Below are 15817 nucleotides of genomic sequence, written 5' to 3' on the forward strand. Positions count from 1 at the left end.
TTTCTGACCTGGGAACCCGCTCCCGGTGCCGTCACCTTGGCCCCATGACGACGCAGCAGACCCACCGAGATCCGGTCACCGTACGTGTGTTCACCCAGCGCTTCAGCTCGACGCCGCGCGGCGCCCGGCTCGCCCGCCGGCTCGCACTCCACCAGCTGGACCGGTGGGGCGTCCCGCACGGCAGCGCCGTCTCCGACACCGCCGCGCAGATCGTCGCCGAGCTCGCGGCGAACGCGGTCACCCACGGCCGCGTGCCCGGCCGGGACTTCGAGCTGGCGCTGTCGTACCGGCAGGGCGAGGGACTGCGCATCGACGTCTCCGACACCCGTACGGAACGCCGTCCCGGCCCCGTACGGCCGGCGGCCCCGCTCTCCGACCGCGGCCGGGGCCTCCTCCTCGTCGAGGCGCTCGCGACCCGCTGGGAGATCCTGGACCGCCTTCCCGTCGGCAAGACGGTCCGGGCCGAACTCGACCTCTCGTCCCTCGGCGCCTGACGCCGGCGGCACCGGCGAGACCGCGGGAGCCCCCCGCCCCGGCCCGGCGGCGCCACGCGACCGCGGCAGACGGGCGCCGGCGGCCACCCGCCCCGCGCTGCTGCCGCCCCGGGCGGGCGGACACGGCGGCAGAGCCGGGGTGCGGATCGGCGCGAACGCCGACAAGCTGGTCCTCGCGGGGCGGCAGCGCGCCCCGATGTCACATTCCCGGGCGCCCACCGGTCTTATCCGGTGACGGGTGCCCCACCGGGGGCCCCGCGTACCGAAGGGACACGACCGAGATGACCACGATCCTGGTGACCGGCGGCACCGGCACCCTCGGCCGGCTCGTCACGGAGCGGCTGCGCGCGGCCGGGCACGAGGTGCGGGTGCTGAGCCGGCACGCCCAGCCGTACGCCGTCGACCTGCGCGAGGGCGGCCCGGGGCTCGACGCGGCCCTGGACGGCGTGGACACCGTCGTGCACTGCGCCAGCACCCCGCGCGGCGGCGACGAGCAGGCGGCGCGCCATCTGGTCGAGGCGGCCCGCCGGGCGGGCGTGGGACACCTGGTGTACATCTCGATCTGCGGCGTCGACCGCGTGCCGTTCGGCTACTACACCACCAAGCTGGCCGTCGAGCGGATCGTCGAGGAGTCGGGACTCGGCTGGACGGTCCTGCGCGCGACGCAGTTCCACGACCTCGTCCTGCAGGTCTTCGAGTACGCGGCCAAGCTGCCCGTCATGCTGCTCCCGGCCGGCGTCTCCGACCAGCCGGTCGACGTGGGCGAGGTCGCCGACCGGCTGTCCGCGCTGGCCCTCGGGGACCCGGCGGGGCGTGTCCCCGACATGGGCGGCCCGGAGGTCCGCGCCCTCCCCGACCTGGCCCGCGCCTATCTCCGCGCGAGCGGCCGCCGCCGCGGCCTCCTGAACGTGCCCCTCGCGGGCAAGGCGTACCGGGCCTTCCGCGAGGGCGGGCATCTCGTGCCCGAGCGCACGGAGGGCGGCATCACCTTCGAGCAGTACCTGTCGAGCCGGCCGGGCGCGCGGGTCTGACCCGCGGGGGCGGCCACCGGGGCGGGACCGCGGGGCGCCTGCGCGCGGGCTCACGCGTCGCCGGCGCCCGCCATGCTGATCACGACCTTTCCGAAGGAGGCTCCGGAGGCGTAGTGCCGGAAGGCCTCCGGAGCCCGGTCGAACCGGAAGGTGCGGTCCAGGACCGGGCGGATCCGCTCCCGCCCGACGACCTCGTTCATCTCCAGGAACTGGGCGCGGCTGCCGACGGCGAGCGCGCGCACGGTGGCGCCGGAGCCGAACAGCACCCGGGGGTCGAGGGGTGGTGCGGAGTCGCCGACGAAGCCGACGCAGGCGACGTGGCCCCCCATCCGTACCGCCCGGAGGGACGCGTCGAGCGAGCCGGCGACGTCGACCACGCGGTCGGCACCCTCGCCGCCCGTCAATCCCCTCACGGCCTCGTGCCAGTCGGGCGTGGCCCGGTAGTCGATCACCTCGTCCGCCCCGAGCTCGTGGAGGCGCGCGGCCTTGGCCGGACCGCTGGTGGTGGCGATCACGCGGGCGCCGAGGGCCTTGCCGAGCAGGAGGGCGAAGAGGGACACGCCCCCCGAGCCGAGGGTGACGAGCGTCTGCCCGGGACGCAGTCCGCCGGCCCCGTCGCCGGTCAGGGCGTTCCAGGCGGTGACGGCGGCGACGGGGAGCGTCGCGGCCTCCTCGTACGACAGGTGCTCGGGGACCGGCACCAGCGCCTCCGCGTCGAGCACGGCGAACTCGGTGAGCAGGCCGTCCAGCGAGCCGCCGAGCTGGGCCAGGTGCCGGACGCCGAAGGGGCCGTCCCGCCAGCTCGGGAAGACGCAGGCCGCCACGCGGTCCCCGACCCGTACGGACTCGACGCCGGGCCCCACCGCGACGACCTGGCCGGCGCCGTCCGCGAGCGGGACGACGTCGGGCTTCACGGGCAGGACGTAGGTGCCGCGGAGGACCAGCAGGTCGCGACGGCTCAGCGAGGCCGCGCGCACGGCGACGAGAGCCTGCCCGGGGCCGGGGGAGGGGACGGCGGGGTGCTCGCGGAGCACGAGACCGTCGAGGCCGGCGCCGCTGTCGACGTGGTAACTGCGCACTTTCCGGGCTCCGTTCGAGGAGGCGGTGCGGGGGGCGGTGGCGGCGGAGAGGTGCGCGTCGGTGGGAGCGGTGCTGAACGACGTCATGATCCGGCTCCAGAGAGATAGAACGGTCGGTCTACTCGTGCGATGCCGCGAATATATAGACCGGTTGATCTACCCGTCAACGGTGGGCACACTGGCGCCATGAACACCCGCACCGGACCCCGCACCGGAACCCGTACCGGACCAGGCCCGCGTGACCGACTCCTGGACGCGGCGCAGCGGTTGACGTATCAGCAGGGCGTCGGTGTGGGGGTCGACGCGCTCCTGAAGGAGGCGAACGTCGCGCGCCGCTCCCTGTACGAGCACTTCGGGGGCAAGGACGGCCTGATCGCGGAGGTGCTGCGGCGCAGTGCCGACGAGGACGAGGCCGCGTACGCGCGGACCCTGGACGCGGCGGGCGACGACCCGCGGGCGCGGCTGCTGGCCGTGTTCGACGAGCTGGGGCGCATCGTCGCGGCGCCGGACTTCCGCGGCTGCCGCTACCTCGCGGCGGACCTGGCCCTGCCCGACCCGGAGCACCCCGGACGCGCGGTCACCCGCGCGTACCGCGCGCACGTGAGCGGCCTCTTCGAGGGCGAGCTGACCCGCCTCGGCCACCCCCGCCCGGCCCGCGCCGCCACCCAGCTCCTCCTCGTCGTCGACGGCGTCCTCGCGGTCGGGGCCACCCGCCCCGGCGCGGACCCGGCCGGCGCGGCGCGGGAGCTGGCGGAGATGATCCTCTCGGAGGCCTGAGCCGGGACGCGGCGCCGCCGCGAGCCCCGGCGGAGCGCGTGTCGGCCCCCAGGCGCCGGCGAGGGGCCGGCCCTGCCCGGGCCGGCCCCTCGCCGGCGCGTCGTCGCCCTCGGTCGTGCCGCCCGGCGTCACGGGGCGACCGCCGGGGGCGGGGTCAGACGGTGGCGGTGGCGGGCTGGAGGAGGTCCCAGCGGTTGCCGTAGAGGTCCTCGAAGACCGCGACCGAGCCGTACGGCTCGTGGCGCGGCTCCTCCAGGAAGCGGACGCCCTCGGCCGTCATGTGCGCGTGATCGCGGGCGAAGTCGTCGGTGTACAGGAAGAAGCCGACCCGGCCGCCGGTCTGGGCGCCGACCGCCGCGGCCTGTGCCTCGCCCTTCGCCTTGGCCAGCAGCAGTCCCGTGCCCTGCCCGCCGCGCGGGCGCACCACCACCCAGCGGCTTCCGTCCCCGCGGTCGGTGTCCTCGGCGAGGTCGAAGCCGAGGGCGCGGGTGTAGAAGTCGACGGCCTCGTCGTAGTCGTCGACGACGAGGGTGACCAGGGCGAGCGTGGGGAGCTGCGGGGTGCCGGACATGAGGCCAAGGTAATACGTATGACGGGTGCCGTGCCAACGGACGCGCGGCGCGGGTGCCCGGCGGTGGCACGGCGCCCGGCGCGGGCGTGCGGCGTGGCGTGCGGCGCGGGCGTGCGGCGTGGCGTGAGCGCGACCGGTGCGGCTGCCAGGTGTACCTGCCGTTGTGCCTGCCGGGTGTGCCTGCCCGTGCGCGGTCGCCCGTCGGTGTCGCCCGGCCCGGGCCGGGGGAGCCGCTCGCCCCGGGCATGCGGTGTGTCCGGCTGGTGCGTACGCGCCGGGCGGGTGCGCCGACGCGCCCCGCTCAGCGCAGATCCAGCCGCATCAGGATCCGTGGATGCCCCGCCAGCACCGACGCCGTGTCCGCGGTGTGCACGAAGCCCGCGCGTGCGAAGTTCTTGCGGAGGCCGGGGTACGCCATCGTCAGGTCGACCCTGGCGTCCCCGTTGTCCAGGGGATAGGCCTCGACGACCGGGGCGCCGTGCTCACGGGCGAAGGCGACGGCGCCCGCGATCAGGGCGTGCGAGACGCCCTGTCCGCGGTGGCCGGGGCGGACCCGGACGCACCACAGGGACCAGACCGGCAGGTCGTCGACGTGGGGGATCTTGCGGCTGCGGGCGAACGACGTCTCCGCGCGCGGCGCCACGGCGGCCCAGCCGACCGGCTCGTCGCCGTCGTAGGCGAGCACCCCCGGCGGGGGGTCGGCGCGGCACAGCTCGGCGACGTACGCGCCGCGGGCCGGGCCGACGAGCGAGGTGTTGAGCTTGGAACCGATCCGGTAGCTCAGGCAGAAACAGACGTTGGCCGTCGGCGACTTCGGACCGATCACGGCGCGGACGTCCTCGAAGACGGAGGCCGGGCGGACGTCGATGCTCATGACCCCACGATGTCACGGCCGGCCCACGCACGGCCCCTGTTCCGCCGGCCGACCCCGGCGGACACGCCGGTCCCCGCGGCAGCCGACTCGGCGTACCCCCCGGCCTCCCCGGCCGGACCCGCCGCCACCGCCCGTGCCCCGCCCCGGCGTTTGCGTCCTGCCCCGTGCCATCCGGCCCGGGCGCAGGCGCCCCCGCCCGGTCTCGGCCCGACCCCGCGCCAGCGCCCGTGTCCCGTCCCGGCGTTTGCGTCCTGCCCCGTCCCGGCCGGCCCGGGCGCAGGCGCCCCCGCCCGCTCTCGGCCGGACCCGGCGCCAGCGCCCGAACCCCGTCCCGGCCCGACACGGCGTACGCGACCTGCCCCCGCCTCAGCCGGCCCGGGCGCAGGCGCCCCCGCCCCGTCCCGGCCGGACCCGGCGTACGCGCCCGAGCCCCGTCCCGGCCCGCCCGGGCGCACGCGCCGGTCCCGCATGCCCCCCACCCCGGCGTACGCGCCTTACCCCGTCCCATCCGGCCCGGCAGCACGCGCCGGTCCCGCATGCCCCCGCCCCGGCGTTTGCGCCCGTCCCCAACCGGTCGACTTGGCTGACGCCCCCTGTCGTTCACGTGTACGGGTGGGAGAATGCCCCCCATGGACACGCGGGAACTGGGGCTCCTCGTCGAGCGGGCGCGGGCGCTCGTCGCGGGCGGGGAGCGGCGGGTGCTCGGGATCGCCGGGCCGCCCGGGGCCGGGAAGTCCACGCTCGCCGCCCGGCTCGCCGCCCGCCTCGACGGGCTCGCCGCCCTCGTCCCCATGGACGGCTTCCACCTGGCCCAGGCCGAGCTGGAACGGCTCGGCCGCGCCGGGCGCAAGGGCGCCCCCGACACCTTCGACGCGGCGGGCTACACCGCCCTCCTCGTCCGGCTCCGCGCCGCCGAGCCCGGCGTCACGGTCTACGCCCCCGCCTTCGACCGCGCCCTGGAGGAGCCCGTCGCCGGGTCGATACCCGTGCCGCCCGACGTTCCGCTCGTCATCACCGAGGGGAACTACCTGCTGCACGAGGGAGGGCCCTGGGCGCACGTGCTCCCCTTGCTCGACGAGGCCTGGTACCTGGACCTCGACGACCGGCGCCGCGTCCCGAGGCTCGTCGCCCGCCACGTGCGCTTCGGCAAGGACCCGGCGCGCGCCGCACGCTGGGTCGCCGAGTCCGACGAGGCCAACGCCCGCCTGGTGGCCCGGAGTCGCGATCGCGCGCACCTCGTCGTCCGGATGAGCTGAAGCCGCCGGGGCCGCCGCCGACGTGGACCTCCGCCCGCCGGCCGCGGCGGTCACGCCGGACCGGCCGCCGCCGGCGCGAGAGCCGCCTTCGCGGCCGCCGCCCGCGCCAGGGCCAGGACGACCGGGTGCGGGCGGCGGCCGTCGCCCGCCAGCTCCGGCTGGAAGAGGGTGGCCAGGAAGAAGGGGTGGCCGGGCAGCTCCAGAATGCGGATCCCGCCGTCCTCGTCCTCGCCGCTGAACCGCATCCCGTGCGCCCGCAGCGTGCTCAGATGACGGCTGTCCGGGCCGTAGTCGCAGTGGTAGCGCTCGGTCGTCCGCTCGGCGCCGAGGACCGCCTCCGCGAGCGAGCCGGGCGTCACGCGCACCGCCCCCTCGTGACCGACGAGCGAGCAGGCGAGCGGGGCGATCAGGAGGTCGCCGGGGTCGGCGGCGGGGTCGTTCTCGGCGTGCGCGGCGCGGGTCAGGCCGCAGACGTCCCGCGCGTACTCGATCATCGCGTGCTGGAAGCCCGCGCACGTCCCGAGGAAGGGGATCCGCCGCTCGCGGGCCGTGCGGACCGCGGCCAGCGCGCCCGCCTCGCTCGCGTACGGACTGCCCGGGATGAGCCACACGGCGTCGAAGCCCTCGACCGCGCCGGGCGCCTCCGCATCGCCGCTGGGGATCCAGTAGGCGTCGAGGACGAGCCCGTCGCGCTCGGCCAGCGCGTCCAGCAGCATGGGGATCCGGACGTGGGACCTGACGTGCGGGGAGCGGTCGCCGACCAGGGCGATCCGGGGGACGCGGGAGACCGCGCGGGCCGTCGTACCGGGCGCCGGCGCAGAAGGATCGGGGTGCGTGTTCATGGCCTCCATCCTTCGCGGGCCCGCCCGTTCACGTCCAACGATGATTCCTGCACTCGCCATCACGAACGCTTATCCCGCTCTCGATAGGCTGCCGTCATGACCACCAGTGACACCCCCGGCTGGGAACGGCGGATCGCCGCCGCTTGGGACGGACTCGACACCCACGAGGACCCCGCCGCGTTCCGCGCCCGCATCGCCGAACTCGCCGCCGAGCGGCCCGCCGACGACCCCGCCGGCCTCTTCGAGCAGGGCGCCGCGCACGACTCCACCGGCGAGCCCGAGCAGGCCGTGCGCCTCTACCGGCGGGCGCTCGACGGCGGCCTCACCGGACTGCGCCGACGCCGCGCCGTCATCCAGCTCGCCAGCAGCCTGCGCAACCTGGGCCGCCCGGACCGGAGCGTCGAACTCCTCACCGAGGAGCGGGCGATCCCCGCCGAGCGGCTCGACGCCGACGAGACCGCCCTCGCCCCGGCCGTCGACGCCTTCCTCGCCCTCGCCCTCGCCGACACCGGCCGCGACCGGGAGGCCCTGGCGCTCGCCCTCGGCGCCCTCGCCCCGCTGCTGCCCCGCTACAACCGCTCCCTCGCCCACTACGCGCAGGACGTCCTGAAGACCCCCCAGGGGTCCTGAGGCGGTGGACCCGCACCTGCTCCGCACGTACGTCGCCGTCGCGCGGAACGCCTCCTTCTCGGAAGCGGCCCGGGACCTCGGCTACACCCAGTCCGCCGTCTCCCAGCACGTCGCCGCCCTGGAGGCCGACCTCGGCCTGCCCCTGCTCACCCGCAGGCCCGTCGCCCCCACCGCGGCCGGCGAGCGCCTGCTCGAACACGCCGGATCGCTGCTGCTGCGTCTCGACGCGGCCCGCGCCGACCTCGACCGCTTCGCCGCCGCGCCCCGGGAGACGCTCACCCTCGCCGCCGCGCCGCTGGCCGTCCACCCCGACGTCCTCACCGCGCTGCCCGCGACCGGCGTCACGCTGCGCACCCTGCCCCGCGACGAGATCCCCGCGACCGTCGCCGTCGGCGAGGCCGACCTCGGGCTCGTGGACGGCCTCACCGCGCCCAGCGACCCGCTGCGGCTGCCCGACGTCGCCCCGCTCACCGCCCGGCGGGTCGCCGAGGAACCGCTCGCCGTCGTCCTGCCCGCCGGTCATCCGCTCGCCGGGCGCACCGGGCTCGATCTCGCCGACCTCGTGGACGCCCGCTGGCTCGACGCCCCCGCCGCCGGGCTCCCCCTCGACCGGTTGCGCGCCGCCCACGGCGGTCCGGCCGGGCACGGCTTCCGTACCGCCCTGCGCTACGAGGGCACCGACGCCCGCACCCTCGCCACCCTGGCCGCCGCGGGGCACGGCCTCGCGCTGCTGCCGGCCTTCGCCGTCGCGGGCGTCCCCGGTGCGGTGCCCGTCCCGCTGGCCGCGCCCCGGCTGGTGCACCGCACCGAGCTGCTCCACCCCGGCCGCGAACCGGAGGGTCCGGCGGCCGAGTTGGCCCGGCGTCTCGCCACCCGCCCCACGGCCGGTCGCTAATCTGGCCCCCGGCGGGGTATGCGGCGGGAACGGCGACGAAAGGCGGGACGACGTGGGGTGGTTCCGGCGAGGGCCCAGGCGGGATGTCGAGGACGCGCCGCGGGACCCGGAGTTCACGTACTTCTCCGAGCGCGAGGCCGCCCTCTTCCGCGGCCGGGTCCGCACGGCCTTCGCGGAGATGGGCCTCGAAGTCACCGTCTACGCCGACTCCGTGACCGACGACGCCGGGCGCCGCTTCGGCCTCGGCAATCTGGCGGCCGTCTGCCACCAGGACCCGCGCGGCACCCGCATCTGGCCCCAGCTGATCTCCCGCCACGTGCGGCTCGTGGTCCGGGCCCTCGACGGGCCGTCCGCCCTCGACACCCTGCCCCCCGAGCAGATCCGCGCCCAGCTCTATCCGCGGGTGGTCAGCGGCGAGGGCATCGACCCCGACGCCTTCGGCTACGCGCGAACCGTCGCCCCCGGGCTCTACGAGGTCCTCGCCCTCGATCTGCCGGAGAGCGTGATGACGCTCACCGACGAGGCCCTGGAACGGCTCGGCGACCCGGTCAGGCTGCGCGAGCGCGCCCTGCACAATCTGCGCGACCTGCCCGTCGAGGGCCACGAGACCGTCAAGGACTCCGACGGCATGCGCTTCGAGGTCATCCTCGGCGACTCCTTCTACACCGCGAGCCGCGTCCTCGACCTCGACGCCGTCGTCCGGCGCGTCACCGGCCGGCCGCTGACCGAGGACGGCGCCCTCGTCGCCATGCCCTTCCGGCACCAGCTGGCCTTCCACCCGATCCGGGACACCACCATCGTGCCCGCGCTCGGCGCGATGGCCTCCTTCGCCGCCTCCGGCTACGAGGACACGCCCGGCGCGATCAGCCCGTACGTCTTCTGGTGGCGGGCCGGCACGCTCACCCAGCTCAGCGAGCACGGAGAGGAGGACGGGCAGCTGCGGATCGTCGTCGGCGACGACTTCCAGGACCTCCTGGAACGCCTCATCGTGCGGCACCCCGACGGCCGCGACTGACGGGTCGCGCCCCCGGCGGCCGCCGGGCAGGATGGCGTACGTCGAGGAGGAGACCCCATGCCCGAGAGCACCGCACCCGCCCCCTTCACCGCCGACGACTACCGGGCCCGGATGGACCGTGCCGCCGAATCCGCCGCCGAGGCGGGCCTCGCCGGCGTCCTCGTCGCCCCCGGACCCGACCTGGTCCATCTCACCGGCTACCAGCCCACCGCGATCACCGAGCGGCTCACCGTCCTCGTCCTCGCACCCGGCCGGGACCCGGTCCTCGTCGTGCCCACGCTGGAGGCCCCGGACGCCGAGAAGGCCGCGGGGGCCGCCGCGCTCAGCCTGCGCGACTGGACCGACGGCACGGACCCGTACGCGGTCACGGCCCCGCTGCTCGACGCCGCCGGGCGCTTCGGCGTCAGCGACAACGCCTGGGCCATGCACCTGCTCGGGCTCCAGAAGGCCCTGCCCGGCACCTCCTACGTCTCGCTCACCGAGGCCCTGCCGATGCTCCGCGCCGTCAAGGACGCGCACGAGCTCGCCCGGATCGAGGCCGCCGGCGCCGCCGCCGACCAGGCGTACGGCGAGATCGTGAAGGTCCGCTTCGCCGGCCGCAAGGAGACCGAGGTGGCCGCCGACCTGGCCACGCTGCTCCTGGACTTCGGCCACTCCCAGGTCGACTTCACCGTCGTCGGCTCCGGCCCCAACGGCGCCAACCCGCACCACGAGGCCGGCGACCGGGTCATCGGGCACGGCGACATGGTCGTCCTCGACTTCGGGGGCCTCAAGCACGGCTACGGCTCCGACACCACCCGCACGGTGCACGTGGGCGAGCCGACCGACGATGAGCGCAGTGTCCACGAACTCGTCCGGGCGGCGCAGCAGGCCGGCTTCGAGGCCGTACGGTCCGGGGCCGCGTGCCAGGACGTGGACCGCGCGGCCCGCAAGGTCATCACGGACGCGGGCTACGGCGAGTACTTCATCCACCGCACCGGCCACGGCATCGGCGTCACCACCCACGAGCCCCCGTACATGGTCGAGGGCGAGGAGCGCGGGATCGTCCCCGGCATGTGCTTCTCCATCGAGCCGGGCGTCTATCTGCCCGGCCGCTTCGGCGTGCGCATCGAGGACATCGTGACCCTGGCCGAGGACGGCACCGGGCGCCGCTTCAACAACACCTCGCGGGAGATGGCGATCGTCGAGTAGCCGTACCCGGGCGGCCGCCCGGCAGCCGTGCCGGCCGGCACGGGCCACCGCGCCCCGGCCCCCTCAGCCGTCCGCCAGGACGACCGCCGACTCCGCGGGCAGCCGCAGCAGACCGTCCCGGCCGGGCGCCTCCGTCCGCTCCCACGCGGCGAGCACCCGGTCGCGGCCGTTGGAGCCGAGCGCGATGTCCGCGGGTTCCCCGCCCAGGTTGACCGCGACCCGGAGGTAGCCGCGCCGGAACACCAGCCAGCGGGCCTCCTCGTCGTACGCCACCCTCACCCCGGCCAGATCCGGGTCGGTGAGGTCCGGCTGGGTGCGGCGCAGTGCGATCAGCTCCCGGTGCCAGGCCAGCAGGCGCTTGTGCGGATCGCGTTCGCGCTCCGAGCGGTCCAGGACCGAGCGGTCCCGGGTCGCCTGCTCCTGCGGGTCGGGCACGTCCTCCTCGGCCCAGCCGTGTGCCGCGAACTCCCGCCGCCGGCCGCGCCGGACCGCCTCGGCGAGCTCCGGGTCGGTGTGGTCGGTGAAGTACATCCACGGCGTGCTCGCCCCCCACTCCTCGCCCATGAACAGCATCGGCACCGACGGGCCGGTCAGGACCAGGGCCGCCGCGCAGGCGAGCAGACCGGGGGAGAGGGTGGCCGAAAGGCGGTCGCCCGTCGCCCTGTTGCCGATCTGGTCGTGGGTCTGGGCGTAGCCGAGGAAGCGGTGCGCGGGGGTGCGCTCGCGGTCCACGGGGCGTCCGTGGCGCCGGCCGCGGAAGCCGGACCAGGTGCCGTCGTGGAAGAAGACCCGGGTGAGGGTCTTGGCGAGCGCGGCCATCGGGGCGCGCGCGAAGTCCGCGTAGTAGCCCTGGGACTCGCCGGTGAGGGCGGCGTGCAGGGCGTGGTGGAAGTCGTCGTTCCACTGGGCGTGGACGCCGAGCCCGCCGGCCGCGCGCGGGGTGGTGGTGCGCGGGTCGGCGAGATCGGACTCGGCGATCAGGAAGTGCTGCCGGCCCTGCTCCCCGGCCAGCGCGTCGACGGCCGCCGACAGTTCCTCCAGGAAGGTCAGCGCCCGGGTGTCGGCGAGCGCGTGCACCGCGTCCAGCCGCAGCCCGTCGATCCGGTAGTCCCGCAGCCAGGCGAGCGCACTGCCCAGGAAGTACGCCCGGACCTCGTCCGAGCCGGGCGCGTCCAGGTTCACCGCCGCACCCCACGGCGTGTGGTGGGTCTCGGTGAAGTAGGGGCCGAAGGAGGGCAGATGGTTGCCGTCCGGGCCCAGGTGGTTGTGCACCACGTCCAGGACCACGCCGAGGCCGAGCCCGTGGGCGGTGTCCACGAAGCGCTTGAGCGCCTGGGGTCCCCCGTACGGCTCGTGCACCGCCCAGGGGGCGACCCCGTCGTAGCCCCAGCCGTTCACCCCGGGGAACGGACACAGCGGCATCAGCTCCACATGGGTGATGCCGAGCCCCGCCAGCTCCCCCAGCCGCTCCGCGGCCGCGTCGAGGGTGCCCTCGGGGGTGAAGGTGCCCACGTGCAGCTCGTACAGGACGCCGCTGCGCAGGCGCAGCCGCGGGGTGTCGTGGCGCCAGGTGTACGTGTCGTGGTCGAGGACGGCGCTCAGGCCGTCCGGGCCGTCCGGGAGGCGCCGGGAGCGCGGGTCGGGCAGCAGCGGCCCGTCGTCGAGGGCGAAGCCGTAACGGTCGCCGTCGGCGGCGGGAACGACCCCCGTCCACCAGCCGGGCCGCTCGGCGTCCCGTTCCATCGGATGCCGTACGCCGTTCAGCTCCAGCGTCACCCGGTCACGGGCGTGCGGCGCCCACACCTCGAACAGCACGCGAAGTCCCCTCGTCGAGGGCGCGTGGGCACCGGACCCAGGTCCCGGGTCCGGTGTCCGTGCGCCTGGACACGGCTACGGGACCATCCTGGCAGTCAGTCGCCCGGCGTGCCCGGCACGTCCCACACGAAGTTGATCGCCCGCTCGAAGGCCACGTAACCGGCCCGGGCGAAGGATTTCGCCATCGGCACGTTGCCGAGGTCGGTCGCCGCCCGGATCCGCGGCACGTCCTGCGCGGCGAGCACCCGGGTGCCCTCGGCCAGGATGTCGTCGACGTAGCCGTGGCCGCGGTGGTCCGGCAGGACGCCGATGTAGGCGATGATCGGGTGATAGTTGTTGCGCGCGGGCACGACGAAGCCGACCGGCTCCCCGGTCCCCGGCAGCTCGGCGATCCGCCACCACGCGCGGGGCGTGGTGTAGTGGGCGAGCTCCTCGTCGAAGTACTGCTCGGCCGCCTCGCGCGGTGAGAGCCCCGACGCCAGGTCGGCCTGCCCGTGGGCATCGAGGGTGCCCTCCATCACCGGGGTCATCAGCGCGAGCAGGTCCTCGCGGTCCCGGACCGGCCGGAAGACCAGGCGGCCACCCGGCTCGGGGACCGGGGCGCCCGGCCGCCACTCCAGGCGCAGCCGCTCGACGAGCGGGCGGGCGCCGGAGGCCTCCAGCACCCCGAAGAGCGTCTCCAGATACGCGCGGGTCTCCGGCACCTCGCGCCAGTCCGCCGGCATGAAGCGCCCGTACTCGGGGCGCGCGCCGGCGCCGAGGACCGCCGTGGACGCCGTCTCCAGGAGGCCGCGGCCGGTCTCCGCGGCCTCGTCGGCCCCGAGCGCCGGATCGAGGTCGAAGAAGTCCAGGGCCTGCGGGCCGGTTCCGGCGCGTGAGGTCCACCACGAGAGGCGGCCGACGAGCCGGTCGCCGCGCAGCGCCACCCACATCCACTCCGGGACGCGGCGGCCGGTGGTGAGGTCGTCCTCGAGCTCGTGGTCGAGGACGTAGTGGAGACGCGTGAACAGGTCGAGCTCCTGCGGTCCGGAGAGCGGCCGGACGACGAGCGCAGGTTCAGCGGTCATACGGGGATCCCCCAGGTAGTCGAAGGCGCAGACCGTAGCAACGATCACGCCGGGAGGCACCCGGGTTGTCGGGGCCCTTCTGGACACCCCGGCCCCTTCCGGCCGACAATCACGGATGTGACGACCCCTTACGAGCTGCCGGCGAACCCGCCGGACTCTCCTCGGCTGACCGACGCCGAGCGGGAGCGCGCGCTCGCCGTGCTCCGCGAGGGCGCCGCACAGGGACGTCTGTCGCACGACACCTTCCTCTTCCGGATGGAACGGGCGCTCGTCGCCCGCCGCTCCGACGAACTCGCGCTGCTCACCGCCGATCTCGCCACCGAGTCGACGTGGACGCGGAAGGTCGTGAACGCGGTCGAGCGGATGTCCGCGTTCACGGCGAAGCTGGGGCGCGCCTGGCAGGCCGAGCGGCTGCCGAAGCTGCTGCTCCCGCAACCGGGCCCGTATCCGCTGCGGATCGGGCGCGACCCGGTGAACGGACTGCGGCTCAGCCACGAGACGGTCTCCCGGCTGCACGCGGAACTGTCGCTGCAGAGCGGCCTGTGGGTGCTGCGGGACCTCGGGTCCACGAACGGTACGACGGTCAACGGGCGCCGGGTCACGGGCGCGGTGGTCGTACGGGCGGGGGACGCGGTGTCCTTCGGACAGATGGCGTTCCGGCTCTCGCTGAACTGACCGGAGCCGCTCGGGCGCGCGGCGGGCCGCGTGGGCGTGGGCGGGCGGCGTGGGCGGGCGGCGTGGTGGGCGGACGCGCTCGGGCGCGCTCGCCTCGCGTACGTGGTCCGGTCCTGCTCGGTCCGGTCCTGGTCGGCCGCCCGGTCCGGTCCTGCTCGGTCCCGCTCGGTCCGGTCTTGCGCGGTCCGGTCGGTCTCCGCCCACGCGATCGCCCCGTGCACCTGGTGCGCCCTGCGTCCCGTCCCTGCGCTCCTCCGGCACGCTCGGGCGGCGCGGGCCCACGATGGCTTCCGACGCTGCCCGCGACGGACCCGGCTGCCGACGCGCCCACGCTCCGGCCCGGCCCGTCGCGCCGGGAACCGGCCGGTCCCGGCGGCGGCGCGAAGTGGCGCACCTTCGCCTCCTGGAACCACCCGTTCGGCGGTATACCTGCTGCAACCGGGTCCACCCGGTGGTGGGCTGGGCAGACGCCCGGCTGACCGAGGAGGGGGCCAGATGAGCGACGAGCCGAAGCACCCGCCGCACCGCGCTCCGTGGCGCGGCCCATGGGCCAGGGTGCCCGCCATGGCACCGGCCGGGAGCCGGGCGGCGACCGCCGGGGCGGACCACACCGCCCGCCGGGTCGCGCCCAGCCCGCTGGAGCCGGGCGCCACCCGGGACCCGTACCGCACCTACCGGGTGCTCCGGGAGGAGTTCCCGCTCACCTACGACCCGCTGCTGCGGTCCTGGGTGCTCAGCCGGTACGCGGACGTGGCGGGCGCGCTCACCGACGCCCGGTTCACCCACGGGCACCGGCCCGGCGACCCGCCGTGCGCCGAGACCCACGCGGACGTGGACGAGGCCGAACTGCGGGCCGTCGCCGAACGCACCGCGTTCGTCCTCGCCCGCCGCCTCGCCGACCGCCCCCGGGCCGACCTCGTCGCCGACTTCTGTCACTGGCTGCCCGCCGGCACCGTCGCCGCCGCGGTCGGCGTCCCCTACCGGGACATGATGCGGCTGGTCCGCGGCCGGGCCGTCTCGGCGCTCACCGGCCAGTGCACGGCCCAGATCGCGGTCCGCGAGAAGGCCCTGGCCGGCTTCCTCGCCGACGTCCTCGCCGACCCCGACCAGGTCGCCGCGCTCCGCGACGCACCCGCCGAACTCGTCGCCCGCGCCTGGACGGAGTCCCTGCGACGCGACCCGCCGGTCCAGGTCGTCATGCGCCGTGCCCACGGCGACATCCGGGTGTCCGGCGGCACCCTTCCCTCCGGTGCCCCCGTGGCCCTGCTCATCGGCGCCGCGGGCCGAGACCCCGAGCGCTTCCGCGACCCGGACCGCTACGACCCGCTGCGCGACGACCCGGGCCAGCTCACCTACGGCAGCGGCCTCTGCCCGGCCGTCACCCTGGCCGGCCTGGAGGCCGAGTACGCGCTGCGCGCCCTCTTCCAGGCCATGCCCCGCCTCCGCCTCGCCGACGGCTTCCGCCCCGAGCGCACGGGCGTGATCACCCGGGCACCCCGGAGCCTGATCGTCCGGCCGGGCGGCTAGGGGCGCGCGTCCCCGGGGTCAGGCCGGGCCCCGGAGGCGTCGGAGCGTGCGGTCGGCGGAGATGCCGCGCGCAGGGCG

Annotated in this window: 15 protein-coding genes and 1 pseudogene; 10 read left to right on the plus strand and 6 right to left on the minus strand. The window is 76.1% G+C overall.

The annotated features are described in order from the left end of the window. Positions 1–44: 44 nt before the first annotated feature. Both ACGF1Z_RS30585 and ACGF1Z_RS30590 read left to right on the plus strand, forming a co-directional pair. On the plus strand, positions 45–494 hold the full coding sequence (locus ACGF1Z_RS30585; RefSeq protein WP_393009271.1) for an ATP-binding protein: 450 nt from the start codon (positions 45–47) through the stop codon (positions 492–494). 281 nt (positions 495–775) lie between these two features. After that, on the plus strand, positions 776–1525 hold the full coding sequence (locus ACGF1Z_RS30590; RefSeq protein WP_393009272.1) for an SDR family oxidoreductase: 750 nt from the start codon (positions 776–778) through the stop codon (positions 1523–1525). 50 nt (positions 1526–1575) lie between these two features. Here ACGF1Z_RS30590 and ACGF1Z_RS30595 read toward each other — a convergent pair whose 3' ends face one another. Beyond that, on the minus strand, positions 1576–2691 hold the full coding sequence (locus tag ACGF1Z_RS30595; RefSeq protein WP_393009273.1) for an NAD(P)-dependent alcohol dehydrogenase: 1116 nt from the start codon (positions 2689–2691) through the stop codon (positions 1576–1578). Positions 2692–2790: 99 nt separating this feature from the next. Between ACGF1Z_RS30595 and ACGF1Z_RS30600 the strand changes: the two genes are divergently transcribed. After that, positions 2791–3381: a TetR/AcrR family transcriptional regulator gene (locus tag ACGF1Z_RS30600; RefSeq protein WP_393009274.1), complete on the plus strand. Its 591-nt coding sequence runs from the start codon at positions 2791–2793 to the stop codon at positions 3379–3381. A gap of 154 nt (positions 3382–3535) precedes the next feature. Here ACGF1Z_RS30600 and ACGF1Z_RS30605 read toward each other — a convergent pair whose 3' ends face one another. Further along, positions 3536–3952 (minus strand): VOC family protein, encoded by a 417-nt coding sequence (locus ACGF1Z_RS30605; RefSeq protein ID WP_393009275.1) that lies wholly within the window; start codon positions 3950–3952, stop codon positions 3536–3538. A 301-nt stretch (positions 3953–4253) separates the two neighbouring features. Next, a complete protein-coding gene (locus ACGF1Z_RS30610) occupies positions 4254–4826 on the minus strand; it encodes a GNAT family N-acetyltransferase (protein ID WP_393009276.1) in 573 nt (190 codons plus the stop codon). A gap of 629 nt (positions 4827–5455) precedes the next feature. Between ACGF1Z_RS30610 and ACGF1Z_RS30615 the strand changes: the two genes are divergently transcribed. Further along, the gene (locus ACGF1Z_RS30615) at positions 5456–6082 is read left to right on the plus strand and encodes a nucleoside/nucleotide kinase family protein (protein ID WP_393009277.1); all 627 of its coding nucleotides are present in this window, start codon (positions 5456–5458) and stop codon (positions 6080–6082) included. 50 nt (positions 6083–6132) lie between these two features. On the opposite strand, the gene ACGF1Z_RS30620 is transcribed toward ACGF1Z_RS30615, so the two are convergent. Continuing rightward, positions 6133–6924, minus strand: coding sequence for a hypothetical protein (locus ACGF1Z_RS30620; RefSeq protein WP_393009278.1), 792 nt, complete (start codon positions 6922–6924; stop codon positions 6133–6135). 96 nt (positions 6925–7020) lie between these two features. Between ACGF1Z_RS30620 and ACGF1Z_RS30625 the strand changes: the two genes are divergently transcribed. From ACGF1Z_RS30625 to ACGF1Z_RS30640, 4 genes are read left to right on the plus strand one after another with little or no spacing between them, the layout of a single operon-like run. After that, positions 7021–7554 carry a tetratricopeptide repeat protein gene (locus ACGF1Z_RS30625; RefSeq protein WP_393009279.1) on the plus strand — a complete coding sequence of 178 codons (534 nt, stop codon included), beginning with the start codon at positions 7021–7023 and terminating at the stop codon, positions 7552–7554. A 4-nt stretch (positions 7555–7558) separates the two neighbouring features. Next, positions 7559–8449: a LysR family transcriptional regulator gene (locus tag ACGF1Z_RS30630; protein WP_393009280.1), complete on the plus strand. Its 891-nt coding sequence runs from the start codon at positions 7559–7561 to the stop codon at positions 8447–8449. Between the two features lie 52 nt (positions 8450–8501). Next, positions 8502–9464, plus strand: a complete 963-nt coding sequence (locus ACGF1Z_RS30635) for a hypothetical protein (RefSeq protein ID WP_393009281.1) — start codon at positions 8502–8504, stop codon at positions 9462–9464. Positions 9465–9521: 57 nt separating this feature from the next. Beyond that, positions 9522–10655 carry an aminopeptidase P family protein gene (locus tag ACGF1Z_RS30640; protein WP_393009282.1) on the plus strand — a complete coding sequence of 378 codons (1134 nt, stop codon included), beginning with the start codon at positions 9522–9524 and terminating at the stop codon, positions 10653–10655. A 63-nt stretch (positions 10656–10718) separates the two neighbouring features. On the opposite strand, the pseudogene treZ reads toward ACGF1Z_RS30640, so the two are convergent. Further along, a pseudogene (gene treZ / locus ACGF1Z_RS30645) lies at positions 10719–12491 on the minus strand (malto-oligosyltrehalose trehalohydrolase); the annotation flags it as partial. Between the two features lie 74 nt (positions 12492–12565). Further along, entirely contained in the window at positions 12566–13537 is a 972-nt protein-coding gene (locus ACGF1Z_RS30650; RefSeq protein ID WP_393009283.1) for a GNAT family N-acetyltransferase, read from the minus strand. A gap of 117 nt (positions 13538–13654) precedes the next feature. On the opposite strand from ACGF1Z_RS30650, the gene ACGF1Z_RS30655 reads away from it, so the two are divergent. Together ACGF1Z_RS30655 and ACGF1Z_RS30660 are read left to right on the plus strand one after the other, a co-directional pair. Continuing rightward, positions 13655–14212 carry an FHA domain-containing protein gene (locus ACGF1Z_RS30655; RefSeq protein WP_393009284.1) on the plus strand — a complete coding sequence of 186 codons (558 nt, stop codon included), beginning with the start codon at positions 13655–13657 and terminating at the stop codon, positions 14210–14212. A 495-nt stretch (positions 14213–14707) separates the two neighbouring features. Further along, positions 14708–15739 carry a cytochrome P450 gene (locus tag ACGF1Z_RS30660; RefSeq protein ID WP_393009285.1) on the plus strand — a complete coding sequence of 344 codons (1032 nt, stop codon included), beginning with the start codon at positions 14708–14710 and terminating at the stop codon, positions 15737–15739. Positions 15740–15817: the final 78 nt, after the last annotated feature.

The sequence above is a fragment of the Streptomyces sp. NPDC048018 genome (assembly GCF_043202995.1).
In the GTDB taxonomy this organism is placed as follows: Bacteria; Actinomycetota; Actinomycetes; order Streptomycetales; family Streptomycetaceae; genus Streptomyces.

What these genes read in the sequence shown, in the direction of transcription:
- ACGF1Z_RS30585 (WP_393009271.1), top strand. Translation starts at nt 45, where the DNA reads ATGACGACGCAGCAGACCCACCGAGATCCGGTCACCGTACGTGTGTTC.
- ACGF1Z_RS30590 (WP_393009272.1), top strand. Translation starts at nt 776, where the DNA reads ATGACCACGATCCTGGTGACCGGCGGCACCGGCACCCTCGGCCGGCTC.
- ACGF1Z_RS30595 (WP_393009273.1), bottom strand. Translation starts at nt 2,691, where the DNA reads ATGACGTCGTTCAGCACCGCTCCCACCGACGCGCACCTCTCCGCCGCC.
- ACGF1Z_RS30600 (WP_393009274.1), top strand. Translation starts at nt 2,791, where the DNA reads ATGAACACCCGCACCGGACCCCGCACCGGAACCCGTACCGGACCAGGC.
- ACGF1Z_RS30605 (WP_393009275.1), bottom strand. Translation starts at nt 3,952, where the DNA reads ATGTCCGGCACCCCGCAGCTCCCCACGCTCGCCCTGGTCACCCTCGTC.
- ACGF1Z_RS30610 (WP_393009276.1), bottom strand. Translation starts at nt 4,826, where the DNA reads ATGAGCATCGACGTCCGCCCGGCCTCCGTCTTCGAGGACGTCCGCGCC.
- ACGF1Z_RS30615 (WP_393009277.1), top strand. Translation starts at nt 5,456, where the DNA reads ATGGACACGCGGGAACTGGGGCTCCTCGTCGAGCGGGCGCGGGCGCTC.
- ACGF1Z_RS30620 (WP_393009278.1), bottom strand. Translation starts at nt 6,924, where the DNA reads ATGAACACGCACCCCGATCCTTCTGCGCCGGCGCCCGGTACGACGGCC.
- ACGF1Z_RS30625 (WP_393009279.1), top strand. Translation starts at nt 7,021, where the DNA reads ATGACCACCAGTGACACCCCCGGCTGGGAACGGCGGATCGCCGCCGCT.
- ACGF1Z_RS30640 (WP_393009282.1), top strand. Translation starts at nt 9,522, where the DNA reads ATGCCCGAGAGCACCGCACCCGCCCCCTTCACCGCCGACGACTACCGG.
- ACGF1Z_RS30650 (WP_393009283.1), bottom strand. Translation starts at nt 13,537, where the DNA reads ATGACCGCTGAACCTGCGCTCGTCGTCCGGCCGCTCTCCGGACCGCAG.
- ACGF1Z_RS30660 (WP_393009285.1), top strand. Translation starts at nt 14,708, where the DNA reads ATGAGCGACGAGCCGAAGCACCCGCCGCACCGCGCTCCGTGGCGCGGC.